Below are 13703 nucleotides of genomic sequence, written 5' to 3' on the forward strand. Positions count from 1 at the left end.
TCATTCATGCTGGCAAGTGTATCCAGCCGACCGTCATACAAATATGCTGGCATTCGACGACGTTCGCGTAGAATCAACCACCGGGCCCAAATTTTGGCGCCCGGTTTTTTGTTTGTGCCGCCCCATCCCTGGCTGGATGGCTTCAGCGGTTCACAGATCACCGGGTTTCCAAGTCAAGCGCTCGCAGCCTTGGGCGTGCACTGCATCAACGCACCTCGATTTTGCGAACTGACGAAGACTCATGGAAATTTTTGACTACGACAACATCCTGCTGCTGCCACGCAAGTGCCGTGTGGAAAGCCGCAGCGAATGCGATACCTCGGTTCAATTCGGACCCCGTCGTTTCAAGCTCCCGGCCGTGCCGGCGAATATGAAAACGGTGGTGGACGAGCGCATCACCGAATACTTGGCCGCGAATGGCTACTTCTACGTGATGCACCGCTTCGACCTCGACGCGGTGGCCTATGCCAAGAGCATGCGCGACAAGGGCTTGTTCGTTTCGATCAGCTCGGGCGTGCAAAAAGCCGATTACGCCGTCATCGAACGGCTGGCCGCTGAAGGCGTGGGCGCCGACTACATCACCATCGACATCGCCCACGGCCATGCGGACAGCGTGCAGCGCATGATTGCCCACATCAAGAAGCATCTGCCCGATGCATTCGTGATTGCCGGCAATGTGGGCACGCCCGAGGGCGTGATCGACCTGGAGAACTGGGGCGCGGACGCCACCAAGGTCGGCATCGGCCCCGGCAAGGTCTGCATCACCCGTTTGAAAACCGGCTTTGGCACCGGCGGCTGGCAGCTCTCCGCGCTGAAGTGGTGCGCGCGTGTGGCCACCAAGCCCATCGTGGCTGACGGTGGCATTCGCCACCACGGCGACATCGCCAAGAGCATGCGTTTTGGTGCGGCCATGGTGATGATTGGCTCGCTGTTCGCCGGCCATGAAGAGTCGCCCGGCAACACCGTCGAGGTCGACGGTAAGCTTTTCAAAGAGTACTACGGCTCGGCCAGCGACTTCAACAAGGGCGAGTACAAGCATGTGGAAGGCAAGCGCATCTTGGAGCCGGTGAAAGGCCGCTTGGCCGACACCTTGCGCGAGATGCAAGAGGACTTGCAAAGTTCGGTGTCCTACTCCGGTGGCAAGACCCTGGCCGATCTGCGCAAAGTGAACTATGTGGTGCTCGGCGGGGAAAACGCCGGAGAACACTTGTTCATGTAACTGAGCTGAGTACCGCCGGGGTTTCAGCCCTGCCGAAACGCCGGCGGCCCATGGCTCGTATGGCAAGTCATATAGCAATTCATATGGCAATTTGCGCCAAGCGCGAACTTTTGCCGAATGCCGATGAGCAGATGTCCGCCGGTGCGTCAGCCGCACAACTTCAGCTTTTAGACTCCCGCCTCAACTAACGCTGGCCGAAGAGCGCAAGCAGAACAAAAGGAGGGCCCCCTCATGCTGAAAACTATGGCCATCGCGGCTTTGGCGCTCGCCTTGCTTGCGGCCACTTGTGCGCTGATTCGCGTGGAAAGCGAACGTCATGCGCTGGCCATTGGGCTGTGCACCTTGGATCCTGCGGGACGCAATTCCATGGTGCCCTGCGAAGCCCGCTTCGAGCCGCGCAACTCCTGGGCCGGCCACTTGATGGCCGCCCTGCTTCCTGACGCTTGATCGAGGCCCGCTCTGGCGCCTGCATGGCGCCCCTGCAATTCCCAGCATCATTTGTGCCGTGCGCCTTAACTGATCAACGCGCGATGGGCAAGCTCGACCTCGTCGGCCGCCTACAATCCAGGCCCATTCCCCCATGAACTCCGCTGCTTGGCCTCACTGCCGAGCAAACAGCCCGATATGACCGAACTCGCCAAATCGTTTGAGCCCGCCGCCCTTGAAGCCCACTGGGGCCCTTTGTGGGAAAGCAAGGGTCTGTACAAGCCCACGCTGGACGCCAGCCGCGAGTCCTTCTGCATTCAACTGCCTCCGCCCAATGTGACCGGCACCCTGCACATGGGTCACGCCTTCAACCAGACCATCATGGACTCGTTGACGCGCTACCACCGCATGCTGGGCCACAACACCTTGTGGATCCCAGGCACCGACCACGCCGGCATCGCCACCCAGATCGTGGTGGAGCGGCAATTGGCCGACAAGGGCGTGGAAGGCCAGAAGACCCGCCACGACCTGGGCCGTAAAAACTTCGTCGCCCGCATCTGGGAATGGAAGCAAGAATCCGGCGACACCATCACACGCCAGATGCGCCGCATGGGCGACAGCGTGTCCTGGGAGCATGAGTACTTCACCATGGACGAGAAGCTCTCGCGCGTGGTGACTGACACTTTCGTTCAGTTGTTTGACGAAGGCCTGATCTACCGTGGCAAGCGCCTGGTGAACTGGGACCCGGTGCTGAAGTCGGCTGTGTCTGACCTTGAAGTGGCCAGCGAAGAGGAAGACGGCTTCCTCTGGCATATCCGTTATCCGCTGGCCGATGGCAGCGGCGACATCACCGTGGCCACCACCCGCCCCGAGACCATGCTGGGCGACGTGGCCGTGATGGTGCACCCGGAAGATGAGCGTTATGCCGCGCTGATCGGCAAGCAAGTCACCCTGCCCTTGTGCAACCGCACGATTCCGGTGATTGCTGACGATTATGTGGACCGGGCCTTTGGTACCGGCGTGGTCAAGGTCACGCCCGCGCACGACACCAATGACTATGCAGTCGGCCAGCGCCACAACTTGCCGATGATTTGCGTGCTGACGCTGGACGCCAAGATCAACGACGAAGCGCCCGAGGCCTACCGCGGCCTGGACCGCTTTGTGGCGCGCAAAAAGGTCGTTGCAGATCTGGAAGCGCAAGGCTTCCTGGTTGAGGTCAAAAAGCACAAGCTGATGGTGCCGCGCTGCGAGCGCACCGGCCAGGTGATCGAGCCCATGCTGACCGACCAATGGTTTGTCGCCATGAACAAGCCCGGCAAGCAAGGCAAGAGCATCGCCGCAGGCGCGGTCGAGGCAGTGGCCTCAGGCGATGTGAAATTCTTCCCCGAGCAGTGGGTCAACACCTACAACCACTGGATGGGCAATATCAATGACTGGTGCATCTCGCGCCAGCTCTGGTGGGGCCATCAGATCCCGGCCTGGTATGGCTCGGGCGGCGAGCTCTTTGTTGCGCATAACGAAGAAGAAGCACGAGCCAAAGCCACTGCGGCTGGCTACACCGGCGAGCTGACGCGCGATGAAGACGTGCTGGACACCTGGTATTCCTCGGCTCTGGTGCCCTTCTCAACCTTGGGCTGGCCCGAGCAGACCAAGGAGCAAGACCTGTTCCTGCCCAGCTCCGTGCTGGTGACGGGTTACGACATCATCTTCTTCTGGGTCGCCCGGATGATCATGATGACCAAGCACTTCACCGGCAAAGTGCCCTTCAAGCATGTCTACATCCACGGCCTGGTGCGCGATTCGCAAGGCCAGAAGATGAGCAAGAGCGAAGGCAATGTGCTGGACCCGGTCGATCTGATCGACGGCATCGAGCTCGGCCCCCTGCTGGACAAGCGCACCACCGGCCTGCGTCGCCCCGAGACGGCACCCAAGGTGCGCAAGGCGACCGAGAAGGAATTCCCGGAAGGCATCCCAGGCTTCGGCGCCGATGCCCTGCGCTTCACCTTCGCTTCGCTGGCCTCGCTGGGCCGCAGCATCAACTTCGACAGCAAGCGCTGCGAGGGCTATCGCAATTTCTGCAACAAACTCTGGAATGCCACCCGCTTTGTGCTGATGAACACCGAGGGCCAAGACTGCGGCCTGATGGAGCACAGCAAGGAGCAATGCGCGCCCGGCGGCGCGGCCCATGGCTATCTGGACTTCAGCCTGGCAGATCGCTGGATCAGCAGCGCACTGCAAAAAACCGAGCTGACCATCGCCCAAGGTTTTGCCGAGTACCGCCTTGACCATGTGGCCACGGCCATCTACTCCTTCGTTTGGGACGAGTACTGCGACTGGTATCTGGAAATTGCCAAGGTGCAAATCCAGAACGGCAATGAAGCTCAGCAGCGCGCCACGCGCCGCACCCTGATCCGCGTGCTGGAGACCATTCTGCGCCTGCTGCACCCGATCGCCCCCTTCATCACCGAAGAGCTGTGGCAGACCGTGGCCCCGATCGCCGGCCGCAAGTCGACCGACTATCTGGTCAACGCCAGCTACCCGATCGCCCAGCCGGAGCGCATCGACGAGAAGGCCATCGCTTGGGTGGACAGCCTGAAGGCCGTGGTCGGCACCTGCCGCAGCCTGCGCAGCGAGATGAATCTTTCACCATCCACCCGCGTGCCACTCTTGGTCGGCGGCGACACCGGCTTCATCGCCGAGGCCGCCGCGCTGCTGAAGACGCTGGCCAAGCTGAGCGAGGTGCAGATCATTGCGGACGAGGCGGCCTTCAACGAAGCCAGCGCCACCTCACCGGTGCTGGTGCATGGCGATGCTCGTCTGGCCCTGCATGTGGAGATCGACGTGGCAGCCGAAACCGCGCGCTTGAACAAGGAAATTGCGCGTCTGGAAGGCGAAGTCGCCAAGATCGAAGCCAAGTTGGGCAACGAAGGCTTTGTGGCCCGCGCGCCGGCAGCCGTGGTCGAACAGGAGCGTCAGCGCCTGAGCGATTTCAGCGCCACCGCCTCTCGGCTACGGGATCAGGCAGCTCGCCTGGCCCGCTGATTCTGAAATCCGCCGCCGGCTCCGGCGGCGCCGCCAGCAACTCGTCGATACGCCGCGCCACGCCCCAGGCGGCGCGCGTGCGTGACTCACGCGTCGTGCTGGCCAAGCGCGGCGTCAGCTGCAGCGAGGGCACGCCGTGGAGCACGCAGCCGGGCTCTTGCAGCCCCGGCTCCATGCTGTCGAACCAAGCGGCCAGAATGCGGCCGCTGTTCAAGGCCTCCGCCAAGGCCACGGCGTCGAACACGGCCGAGTGGGCAATGCTGACCAAGACCTGATCTTGCTTGGCAAAACTCAGCACGCGCTCACCAATCAAACCCCGATAACGCGGGAAGAAGGCCAGCTGCACACAAACACCGTCGCTCTGCTCCATCAATTCACGCAGAGGCAGTGGCTCAATGCCCCATTGCGCCCAGAGCGGGTCGCTTTGATGCAAGCTAGGGTCATAACCGACCACCCGGGTGCCAAACACGGGCAACAACTGCGCCAGCATGCGCGAGGCCGGCGTCATGCCAATCAGGCCCACGGTGGAACAGCCCAACTCGCGCCCGACCATCAAACCATCGCTGGCCAGTACCGGCACACGCCGCAGCAAAGACAGCAAGGCGCCAATCGCAAATTCGGCCTCGGCACTGGCAGTCGCCGTCAGGCTGCGCACCACCTCGACACGGGCGGCGCGGCAGGCCTCCAGATCGATGTTCTCGCCACCGGCACTCATGCGACCGACCACGCGCAGGCGCGGCGCGGCGCGCAGCAGGGCAGCATCCACGGCCACACTGGGCGGCACGATCAAGGCTCGGGTCTGGTGCAGGGCCTGATGCAGCTGTGTCGTTTCGCCAACAAGCTCCGGCGCGAAACGCACAGTATTGCGCTCCGACAGCCATTGCATGACATCGGTCTCAAGCGGTTCAAGAATCAACAGACTCATGTCATTTAGCGATGTTGTAATCGAGGTTCGCGCGCAAACATCGCATGCAACAATGCGCGCCAGTCAACAGGAGAGTGTACGGTTATGACAAAAAATGCTGCCGGTTCGATCACCAAGGCCATCTTCCCGGTCGCCGGCCTGGGCACTCGTTTTTTGCCCGCCACCAAAGCGCAACCCAAGGAAATGATGCCGGTGGTGGACAAGCCCTTGATCCAGTACGCGGTTGAGGAGGCTTACGCCGCCGGGGTGAGAGAAATGATCTTTGTGACCGGTCGCCACAAGCGCCCGATCGAGGATCACTTTGACATGACTTTCGAGTTGGAGGTAGCCCTCGAACAGGCGGGTAAGCAGGAACTGCTGGACGTCGTGCGCAGCGTCAAGCCGGCCGATATGGAATGTATCTATGTGCGGCAGGCCCAAGCACTGGGCTTAGGCCATGCCGTGCTGTGCGGCCAGCGGCTGGTTGGCAATGAACCCTTTGCGGTCTTGCTGGCGGACGACTTGATGGTCGGAAAGCCGCCGGTTCTGAAGCAGATGGTGGAGCAGTTCGCCGAATGGCGCGCGTCGATCCTGGCCGTTCAAGAAGTGCCGGCCGAACACACCAAGCGCTACGGCATCGTGGCGGGCACAGTGATCAATGACCGCATGATGGACGTCAGCCGCATCGTTGAGAAACCGGCACCGGAGGATGCGCCGTCGCGCCTGGCGGTGGCCGGTCGCTACATCCTGACCCCCGGCGTTTTCCATGAAATTGCCAATCAACCGCGTGGTGTTGGCGGTGAGATTCAACTGACCGATGGCATCGCCGGACTGCTGCGCCGCGAAAAGGTCTTCGCTTTCCGCTATGAAGGCAAGCGCTACGACTGCGGCAGCAAGGAAGGTTTTCTCGAGGCCAATGTGGAACTGGCGCTGGCCCACCCACAATTGGGCGCAGGTTTCCGCGAATACCTGCGCACGGTCGACATTTAAAAAGCCAGTTGCTAGCCCGCAAGGCTGCAAGACCGCAAGCAAAAGGCCACGCATTCGCGTGGCCTTTTTTCATGGCGGAAGAGCCGATCTCCGAGATGACTCAGCGCCGCTTCAGCACATGAATGAACTCATCTGCCTCACTGCGCTGCTCGACCAACTCATTGCCGGTCTGGCGCGCGAAGGCTTGAAAGTCTCGCGTAGAGCCGGGGTCGGTGGCCACCACCTTCAACAGCTGGCCGCTTTCCATATCGGCCAGCGCCTTCTTGGCCTTCAGAATGGGTAGCGGGCAATTGAGGCCGCGCGTATCGAGTTCTTTGTGAACATCCATGGTCTTTTTCCTTTGATCGGCTCGATTCTAGGGCCACGCTAGGGCGGACTCTGCGCCCTAGCCCCCAACTCAAACAGTACGTTCAATTCTCTAGCCACTGAGGCTCGATGCCCTTCGACCTCAGCCAAGTGGCCAACGCCTGTCCGGTACCAGCCCGCCAGCAGCGCAATTTCTCGGGCGCGATGAGCCGGCACTCCAACAACTCCGGTGACAAAACAATCGGCCCTCGCGCAAGTACGTGGTAGGCCACGATGACTTGATTCATGCGCTGAAAATCCCAAACACCGAGCAAGGACACCGCATCCACCTGCAAGCCGGTTTCCTCTTTGACCTCACGCCGAATCCCCTCTTCTGGCGTCTCACCGGCCTCCATGAAGCCGGTGATCAGACCAAAGAAGGACTGGGCCCAAGCCGAGTTTCGTGCCAGCAGAACAGCACCATCGCGATCGGCGCATTCAACGACCGCGGCCAACACCGGTGTGGGATTGTTCCAATGCGTGAAGTCGCAACGGGGGCAACGCAGGCGGCTTTTGGGCCCGCCATCTTCCGCGCGCTCCAGCCAAGCCAACTCCGCCGCACACAGCGGGCAGAAACGGTAGGCCGTGCTCGCGGACAAGTCACTCATGCAGGGAACACACCGGTTGAAAGATAGCGATCGCCACGATCACACACCACAAACACGATGGTGGCGTTTTCCACCTGGCGCGCCATTTGCAAGGCCACCCAGCAAGCGCCAGCGGCCGAGATGCCGGCAAACAAACCCTCCTCACGGGCCAGCCGACGCGCCATATCTTCCGCATCAACCTGGCTGACCAACACCAGTTCATCGACCGCCTCCGGGCGGTAAATCTTTGGCAAATAAGCCTCGGGCCACTTCCGAATACCTGGGATGCGGGAACCCTCGGCCGGCTGAGCCCCGATGACACGGATCGCTGCGTTCTGTTCCTTCAGGTAGCGCGAGGTGCCGGTGATGGTGCCGGTGGTGCCCATGGCACTAACGAAATGACTGATCTGACCTTCGGTGTCTCGCCACAACTCGGGGCCGGTCGTCTCGAAATGGATGCGTGGATTGTCGGCATTGGCAAACTGATCCAGCACCAGGCCCTTGCCCTCACGCTGCATCTGTTCGGCCAGATCACGCGCGTATTCCATGCCGCCGGAACGTGGCGTCAGGATCAACTCGGCCCCAAAGGCCTTCATGGTCTGCGCCCGCTCGATCGACAGATCCTCCGGCATGATCAACACCATGCGATAGCCGCGAATGGCAGCAGCCATCGCCAAGGCAATGCCAGTGTTGCCTGAAGTCGCCTCGATCAAGGTGTCACCCGGCTTGATGTCGCCGCGTTCTTCGGCACGACGGATCATGCTGATGGCCGGCCTGTCTTTGACCGAACCTGCGGGATTGTTGCCTTCCAATTTGGCCAACACGGTGTTGCCCCTGTCGAGCATCTCCGGTGTCAACAAGCGCTGCAGACGCACCAAGGGCGTATTGCCGATCACGTCTTCTAGACTTTGATATTGCTTCTTGCGGGGGGGCTTGTTTGTGCTCATGACGAACATTGTGGCGTTAAATTCAAAAGTTGTTTCCAAACCCGAAAATTTCATGGCATAATCGTGGGCTTCAGCAGCGAGATACCTCCAAGCACCCAGCCCGGGTGGCGGAATTGGTAGACGCAGGGGACTCAAAATCCCCCGCCGCAAGGTGTGCCGGTTCGAGTCCGGCCTCGGGCACCATAGCTCAAACTATGGTGGCAGGTAGATCAAAGTTGAAAAGCGAAATAGCAATGTTTCGGACAAGCCCAGCCGCGCTGAGGTTTGTCGATCGAAGACCACCCCTAGAGGTGGTTTTTTTTCGCCTGTACCCATGCCGCGAGACGCAATGCCAGCCAATTCGTGCGGCAATGCACAGACTTGCGACTTGCGCCCCGCCGTCAAATGCCGGCCTTCACCCTGCGTTTACACTCAGCTTTTTGCAACGGTGCTTGGTCGTTCTGCACACCCTTGCGGCATCTAGAAAGCATCGATAGACATGCCCCCGATCCCATCGGTTACCAAAGCTTTTATGCTGGCCTGCGTTGGCCTGTATTGCCTGTTCTACTTGGTGCCGGGGCTGCGCCCATGGTTTGAGTTATGGCCACTGCAGACAGGCTACTTTCTGCCATGGCAACCCATCAGCTATGCCTTCTTGCACGGCAGCGAGTTGCATCTGTTTTTCAATATGCTGGGCTTGTGGATGTTCGGCTCGGAGCTGGAGCGCGTCTGGGGCGCCAAGCGCTACACCCACATCCTGATCGCCAGCACGCTCAGCGCCGCTGTGGTGCAGTTGATCGTGACCTATTTGTCCAACTCATCGGCACCCACTGTTGGCGCCTCCGGCGCCTTGTTCGGTTTGCTGCTGTCTTTTGGGATGCTATTTCCCGACCGCATCATCGTGCCGCTGTTCCCCCCTATCCCTATGAAGGCCAAGTATTTCGTGGCCATTTTCGGCACCTTGGAGTTGCTGTTGGGCATGAACAATAACAGCGGCGTAGCCCACTTCGCTCACCTGGGCGGCATGCTTGGCGCCTACTTGCTGATCCGCTACTGGCGCACCGCGCGGCGGCGTTAATGCCCCCCTTAGCCGCTCAGGCCAGCAGGCCTTGTTGCGGCTGAGGGTAACGAAGCCGCAGCCGCAGTTCCTGCTTCAAACGCCGATTGATCAGGCGGCGCGACTCGGCCATAAAGCTCAACTGCATCGGCGTCATCACGGCACTCGCCTGTTGCCGATCTACCCGCTGCGGGCGAGCCAGCCCACACAGATCCGCCGCCAGATCAAAGTAATCCCCCATCAGCATTTCACTGTCATCACAGACATGGAGCACACGCTGGGGCGCCCCCCGGTACAAGGCTAAAACGCAGGCGCGCGCCAAGTCGTCGGCATGGATGTGATTGGTGAACACATCGTCCGCCCGATTCAACACCGGAGCGCCGCGCGCCAAGCGCTCGCGCGGATGGCCGCCGACCCGGTCGGAAGCGTAGATGCCGGGCACGCGCAAGATGCTTACGCTCACCGCGAAGGCCGCACCAAAGTGACGCAATGCCCGCTCGGCATCCACGCGGCGGCGCGCACGATCGGTCGCCGGCGCTACCGACCTCGACTCATCAAAACGAGCGCCGTCGCAGTTGCCATAGACGCCGGTGGTACTGGCGTACACGATGCGCCTGGGCGGTACCGCGCGCGCCAACACTCGCAGCAAGTTTTGAGTGCGCAGATCCCGGCTCCCTTGCGGGTTAGGTGGCGCCAGATGCAGGACCGCGTCCGCCCATCCCGCCACCCGGCGCAAGGTCTGCGGTCGATCCAAATCCCCGAGAAGAGGCACAGCGCCCGCTGACCGCAATACTTGAATGCGCTCCGGGCTTGATGTCAGTGCCATCACCTGCCAGCGCCCGGCCAGCAGACCCAGCACCCTCATCCCCACGTCCCCACAACCCACAATCAGCAAGCGCGGTTTACCGGCACGCGGGAGACGAGGCGCGGTCGTACCCAAGCGGGGCCGCGAAGAGGGAATCAAAGACATGTGACAAGCTCAGGCAAAATGAGCGATCAGTGTACGGCCCGGCATTCCCGGGCCGCTCTGCTGTCTAGACGCCACGCCACTCTCGAATCTCCTTGCCACATGAACTTTCAGATTACTGTCCAACCCAGCGGCCGTGTGTTTTCCGTCGAGCGCGATGAAACCCTGCTCAGCGCGGCCATCCGGGGTGGCATTGGCCTGCCCTATGGCTGCAAAGACGGAGCCTGTGGCTCATGCAAGAGCAAGCTGTTGGATGGACGAGTGATCCATGGCGCCCATCAAGCCAAAACCTTGACGGCAGAAGAAGAGTCGGCCGGCTTCGTGTTGACCTGCTGCGCCACCCCGCAAACCGACTGCACGTTGGAGGCACGCACGGTGCCGGGCGCCGGGGAATTTCCGGTGCTGAAACTACCCAGCCGCGTCATCAGCATTGAGAAAGCCAGCCACGATGTGGCGGTGCTGCGCCTGCAACTGCCGGCCACGCAGAACTTCCAGTTCCACGCTGGCCAGTACGTTGAATTCATCCTGCGCGATGGCGCGCGCCGCAGCTACAGCATGGCCAATGCACCGCACAACTTGGGCACGCCACCGGCTGTGGAATTGCACATCCGCCACATGCCCGGCGGCAAGTTCACCGACCATGTGTTTGGCGCCATGAAAGAAAAAGACATCTTGCGCATGGAAGGCCCTTTTGGCAGCTTCTTCCTACGCGAGGACAGCGACAAACCTGTAGTGCTGCTGGCCAGCGGCACCGGCTTTGCGCCAATCAAGGCCATCATCGAGCGCATGCAGCATCTCGGCCTGGCCCGACCCACCACCTTGTACTGGGGTTGCCGCAGCAAGGCTGATCTGTATATTGGCGACTGGGCGCAACAAGCCGCCGCCGCGTCGCCCTGGTTGCGCTATGTGCCGGTCTTGTCGGAACCCAAGGCCGAAGACGGCTGGTCCGGCCGCACCGGCTTTGTCCACCAGGTGGTGATGGCCGACCTGCCGGACCTGTCCGGCCACCAGGTCTATGCCTGCGGCGCGCCGGTGATGGTGGATTCGGCCAAGGCCGATTTCGTCGCCCGCTGCAGCCTGCCGGCCGATGAGTTTTACGCCGACTCCTTCACCTCCGAAGCCGACAAACACGGCGGCTGAGGCCGCCCCTACAACACCCGCCATCGCCGAGGGCCAGGTCTTGATCTTTGAACCCCCATACGACTCCGCCGAGCAATTCGAGGCGCAACTCAAGGCCACCGGCCATAGCGTGATCGCGCCCAGCAGCCTGCCCGCAGCACTGGGCTGCAGCAGCACCGAATTGGCGCCTCTGCTGCCGTTTTGGGACGACCTGCCACCCGACGCTTATCTGCGCGACGGCGGCCGCTACCGCTATCGCCGCCACAGTTGCTTTGTGGCCGAAGGTCAAAGCTTGACCCAGGCCCCACACCGCGCACATTGGCAACCTCTCGACTACAACGCCTTGCATGGCGGCATCGAGCGCTGGTTTGAGCCGATGGCCAAGGCCGCCGTGGCACAGCCTGCCTGGACCAAGCTGATGCTGGGCTTGGCCGGCATTACCTCTAGGCTCAAGGGCGAGCGAGCCTGGTTCATCGAGGCGCACCAGTTCCGCATCGACACCACCGACGGCATCGGCCGCCCCACCCCCGAGGGTGCGCACCGGGACGGCGTCGATTTGGTGGCCGTATTTCTGCTCGGCCGCCAAGGCATCAAGGGCGGCGAATCGCGGGTCTTCGATGCCCAAGGGCCGAACGGCCAGCGCTTCACGCTCAGCCAGCCCTGGACCTTGCTGCTGCTGGACGACGAGCGTGTCATCCACGAGACCACGCCGATCCAGCCCGCCGGCGAACACGGGCACCGCGACACCCTGGTCGTGACCTTGCGCCGCGATGCATTTCAGGCACTTTGAAACGACTCAGTCCCGCATCAGGCTTGGCTAAGCGCCGCTGCGGCCTTTACACTTGCTGACTCGGCCGCCAAAAGCGGCCGATTCCATGGGCGCAATGCCCTTTCCTCAGCATCACGAGTGCAAGCCAAATATGAATGCGATCTCCGATCTCGCCCGCGCCATCTCGGCCGCCCCTGCGTCATCCATCCCCTCCTCTTTGTTCGGTCTGCCCGGCCAAGCCCCGCATGAGCGCGTGCTGCTGGTTGCCGACGAGCAGACCGGCCTGAAGGGCATCCTGGCCGTGCATAGCACCGCCCGTGGCCCGGCCTTCGGCGGCTGCCGCCTCTGGACCTACGACAACGAATTGGCCGGCCTGAACGACGCTCTGCGCCTGTCGCAAGGCATGAGCCTGAAGAACGCCTTGGCCGACCTGCCTTTCGGTGGCGGCAAGGCCGTCATCATCAAGCCGGCCGGCAACTTTGATCGCCCCGCTCTGTTCGCAGCCTTTGGCCGCGCGGTGCAGTCATTGAACGGCGCTTACATCACCGCCGAAGACGTGGGCACCACTACCGCCGACATGCTGGGCATGCAGGCCGAGACCCAATTCGTCAGCGGCATCCCGCGCGCTGGCGCGTTTGGTGGCGACCCCAGCCCGAAGACGGCCTGGGGCGTGTTTGTTTCGATCGAAGCCGGCGTGCGCCTGCAACTGAAGCGCGACTCGCTGGCCGGCGTGCGCGTGGCCCTGCAGGGTCTCGGTGCGGTGGGTTGGCATCTGGCCGAGTTCCTGCACAAGGCCGGCGCCAAGCTGGTGGTGGCCGATGTGGACGCCGCCAAGGTGGCTCGCGCACAAGAGCAACTCGGTGCGCAAGCGGTGGGCATTGATGCCATCCTGAGCGCCGATGTGGACGTGCTGGCGCCTTGCGCCCTGGGCGCATCGCTGAATGCACACAGCATTCCTGGCATCCGTGCCCAGCTGATCGCCGGCGCCGCCAACAACCAATTGGCCACCGTGGAAGACGGCGACGCCCTGCAGCAACGTGGCATCTGCTATTTGCCCGACTATCTGGTAAACGCCGGCGGCATCATCAGCGTGGCGCGTGAGTACCGCAACGAGGGCGAAGAATCGGCCGTGATGACCGAGGTCAGCCGCATTGGCGAGCGCGTCGCCGAGCTGCTGGAGCGCGTCAAGTCGGCCGGCACCACGCCGGGCCGTGTGGCCGACGACTGGGCCCGTTCCAAGCTGGTCAAGCCGGCCTGAGTTTGTGCTCAAGCCTGGGCTCGCTGATCCCGCGAGCCCATGAAAAAGGGCGCCACAGGCGCCCTTTTTTGCATCCGATGCTGCCGCGACTCGG

At 62.0% G+C, this 13703-nt stretch carries 13 protein-coding genes and 1 tRNA gene; 9 read left to right on the forward strand and 5 right to left on the reverse strand.

Annotated features, from left to right (window positions below; all coding sequences use genetic code 11):
* Positions 1-241 precede the first annotated feature (241 nt).
* The 3 genes from WG899_RS02885 (at position 242) to WG899_RS02895 (ending at position 4687) form a co-directional block, all read left to right on the forward strand.
* Entirely contained in the window at positions 242-1219 is a 978-nt protein-coding gene (locus WG899_RS02885) for a GMP reductase (RefSeq protein ID WP_339594103.1), read from the forward strand.
* A gap of 231 nt (positions 1220-1450) precedes the next feature.
* Positions 1451-1666: a hypothetical protein gene (locus WG899_RS02890; RefSeq protein ID WP_339594104.1), complete on the forward strand. Its 216-nt coding sequence runs from the start codon at positions 1451-1453 to the stop codon at positions 1664-1666.
* 177 nt (positions 1667-1843) lie between these two features.
* Positions 1844-4687 carry a valine--tRNA ligase gene (locus WG899_RS02895; protein WP_339594105.1) on the forward strand — a complete coding sequence of 948 codons (2844 nt, stop codon included), beginning with the start codon at positions 1844-1846 and terminating at the stop codon, positions 4685-4687.
* Here WG899_RS02895 and WG899_RS02900 read toward each other — a convergent pair.
* Positions 4635-5612: an NAD(P)-dependent oxidoreductase gene (locus tag WG899_RS02900; RefSeq protein WP_339594106.1), complete on the reverse strand. Its 978-nt coding sequence runs from the start codon at positions 5610-5612 to the stop codon at positions 4635-4637. The two genes, WG899_RS02895 and WG899_RS02900, sit on opposite strands and share 53 nt — an antisense overlap.
* 84 nt (positions 5613-5696) lie before the next feature.
* Here WG899_RS02900 and galU point away from each other — a divergent pair, with 84 nt between their 5' ends.
* Positions 5697-6581, forward strand: coding sequence for a UTP--glucose-1-phosphate uridylyltransferase GalU (gene galU, locus WG899_RS02905; protein WP_339594107.1), 885 nt, complete (start codon positions 5697-5699; stop codon positions 6579-6581).
* A gap of 100 nt (positions 6582-6681) precedes the next feature.
* On the opposite strand, the gene WG899_RS02910 is transcribed toward galU, so the two are convergent.
* The 3 genes from WG899_RS02910 to cysM form a co-directional block, all read right to left on the reverse strand.
* Positions 6682-6909 (reverse strand): sulfurtransferase TusA family protein, encoded by a 228-nt coding sequence (locus WG899_RS02910; RefSeq protein WP_339594108.1) that lies wholly within the window; start codon positions 6907-6909, stop codon positions 6682-6684.
* 82 nt (positions 6910-6991) lie between these two features.
* Positions 6992-7534 carry an NUDIX domain-containing protein gene (locus WG899_RS02915; RefSeq protein ID WP_339594109.1) on the reverse strand — a complete coding sequence of 181 codons (543 nt, stop codon included), beginning with the start codon at positions 7532-7534 and terminating at the stop codon, positions 6992-6994.
* On the reverse strand, positions 7531-8460 hold the full coding sequence (gene cysM, locus WG899_RS02920; RefSeq protein ID WP_339594110.1) for a cysteine synthase CysM: 930 nt from the start codon (positions 8458-8460) through the stop codon (positions 7531-7533). Before cysM ends, WG899_RS02915 begins: the two co-directional genes overlap by 4 nt.
* 98 nt (positions 8461-8558) lie before the next feature.
* On the opposite strand from cysM, the gene WG899_RS02925 reads away from it, so the two are divergent.
* Together WG899_RS02925 and WG899_RS02930 are read left to right on the forward strand one after the other, a co-directional pair.
* Positions 8559-8643 (forward strand) — tRNA-Leu (locus WG899_RS02925).
* A 295-nt stretch (positions 8644-8938) separates the two neighbouring features.
* Entirely contained in the window at positions 8939-9517 is a 579-nt protein-coding gene (locus WG899_RS02930) for a rhomboid family intramembrane serine protease (RefSeq protein ID WP_339594111.1), read from the forward strand.
* A gap of 16 nt (positions 9518-9533) precedes the next feature.
* On the opposite strand, the gene WG899_RS02935 is transcribed toward WG899_RS02930, so the two are convergent.
* The gene (locus WG899_RS02935) at positions 9534-10466 is read right to left on the reverse strand and encodes an SDR family oxidoreductase (protein WP_339594112.1); all 933 of its coding nucleotides are present in this window, start codon (positions 10464-10466) and stop codon (positions 9534-9536) included.
* Positions 10467-10565: 99 nt separating this feature from the next.
* Here WG899_RS02935 and WG899_RS02940 point away from each other — a divergent pair, with 99 nt between their 5' ends.
* The 3 genes from WG899_RS02940 (at position 10566) to WG899_RS02950 (ending at position 13609) form a co-directional block, all read left to right on the forward strand.
* Positions 10566-11603: a CDP-6-deoxy-delta-3,4-glucoseen reductase gene (locus WG899_RS02940; protein ID WP_339594113.1), complete on the forward strand. Its 1038-nt coding sequence runs from the start codon at positions 10566-10568 to the stop codon at positions 11601-11603.
* Positions 11604-11643: 40 nt separating this feature from the next.
* Positions 11644-12372 (forward strand): 2OG-Fe dioxygenase family protein, encoded by a 729-nt coding sequence (locus tag WG899_RS02945; protein ID WP_339594114.1) that lies wholly within the window; start codon positions 11644-11646, stop codon positions 12370-12372.
* A gap of 130 nt (positions 12373-12502) precedes the next feature.
* On the forward strand, positions 12503-13609 hold the full coding sequence (locus tag WG899_RS02950) for a Leu/Phe/Val dehydrogenase (RefSeq protein WP_339594115.1): 1107 nt from the start codon (positions 12503-12505) through the stop codon (positions 13607-13609).
* Positions 13610-13703: the final 94 nt, after the last annotated feature.

This window comes from Paucibacter hankyongi (assembly GCF_037482915.1).
In the GTDB taxonomy this organism is placed as follows: Bacteria; Pseudomonadota; Gammaproteobacteria; order Burkholderiales; family Burkholderiaceae_C; genus Paucibacter_A; species Paucibacter_A hankyongi.

Excerpts from the sequence above, each read along its gene's own strand:
- WG899_RS02885 (WP_339594103.1), top strand. The coding sequence starts at position 242 with ATGGAAATTTTTGACTACGACAACATCCTGCTGCTGCCACGCAAGTGC.
- WG899_RS02890 (WP_339594104.1), top strand. The coding sequence starts at position 1,451 with ATGCTGAAAACTATGGCCATCGCGGCTTTGGCGCTCGCCTTGCTTGCG.
- WG899_RS02895 (WP_339594105.1), top strand. The coding sequence starts at position 1,844 with ATGACCGAACTCGCCAAATCGTTTGAGCCCGCCGCCCTTGAAGCCCAC.
- WG899_RS02900 (WP_339594106.1), bottom strand. The coding sequence starts at position 5,612 with ATGAGTCTGTTGATTCTTGAACCGCTTGAGACCGATGTCATGCAATGG.
- galU (WP_339594107.1), top strand. The coding sequence starts at position 5,697 with ATGACAAAAAATGCTGCCGGTTCGATCACCAAGGCCATCTTCCCGGTC.
- WG899_RS02910 (WP_339594108.1), bottom strand. The coding sequence starts at position 6,909 with ATGGATGTTCACAAAGAACTCGATACGCGCGGCCTCAATTGCCCGCTA.
- WG899_RS02915 (WP_339594109.1), bottom strand. The coding sequence starts at position 7,534 with ATGAGTGACTTGTCCGCGAGCACGGCCTACCGTTTCTGCCCGCTGTGT.
- cysM (WP_339594110.1), bottom strand. The coding sequence starts at position 8,460 with ATGAGCACAAACAAGCCCCCCCGCAAGAAGCAATATCAAAGTCTAGAA.
- WG899_RS02930 (WP_339594111.1), top strand. The coding sequence starts at position 8,939 with ATGCCCCCGATCCCATCGGTTACCAAAGCTTTTATGCTGGCCTGCGTT.
- WG899_RS02935 (WP_339594112.1), bottom strand. The coding sequence starts at position 10,466 with ATGTCTTTGATTCCCTCTTCGCGGCCCCGCTTGGGTACGACCGCGCCT.
- WG899_RS02940 (WP_339594113.1), top strand. The coding sequence starts at position 10,566 with ATGAACTTTCAGATTACTGTCCAACCCAGCGGCCGTGTGTTTTCCGTC.
- WG899_RS02950 (WP_339594115.1), top strand. The coding sequence starts at position 12,503 with ATGAATGCGATCTCCGATCTCGCCCGCGCCATCTCGGCCGCCCCTGCG.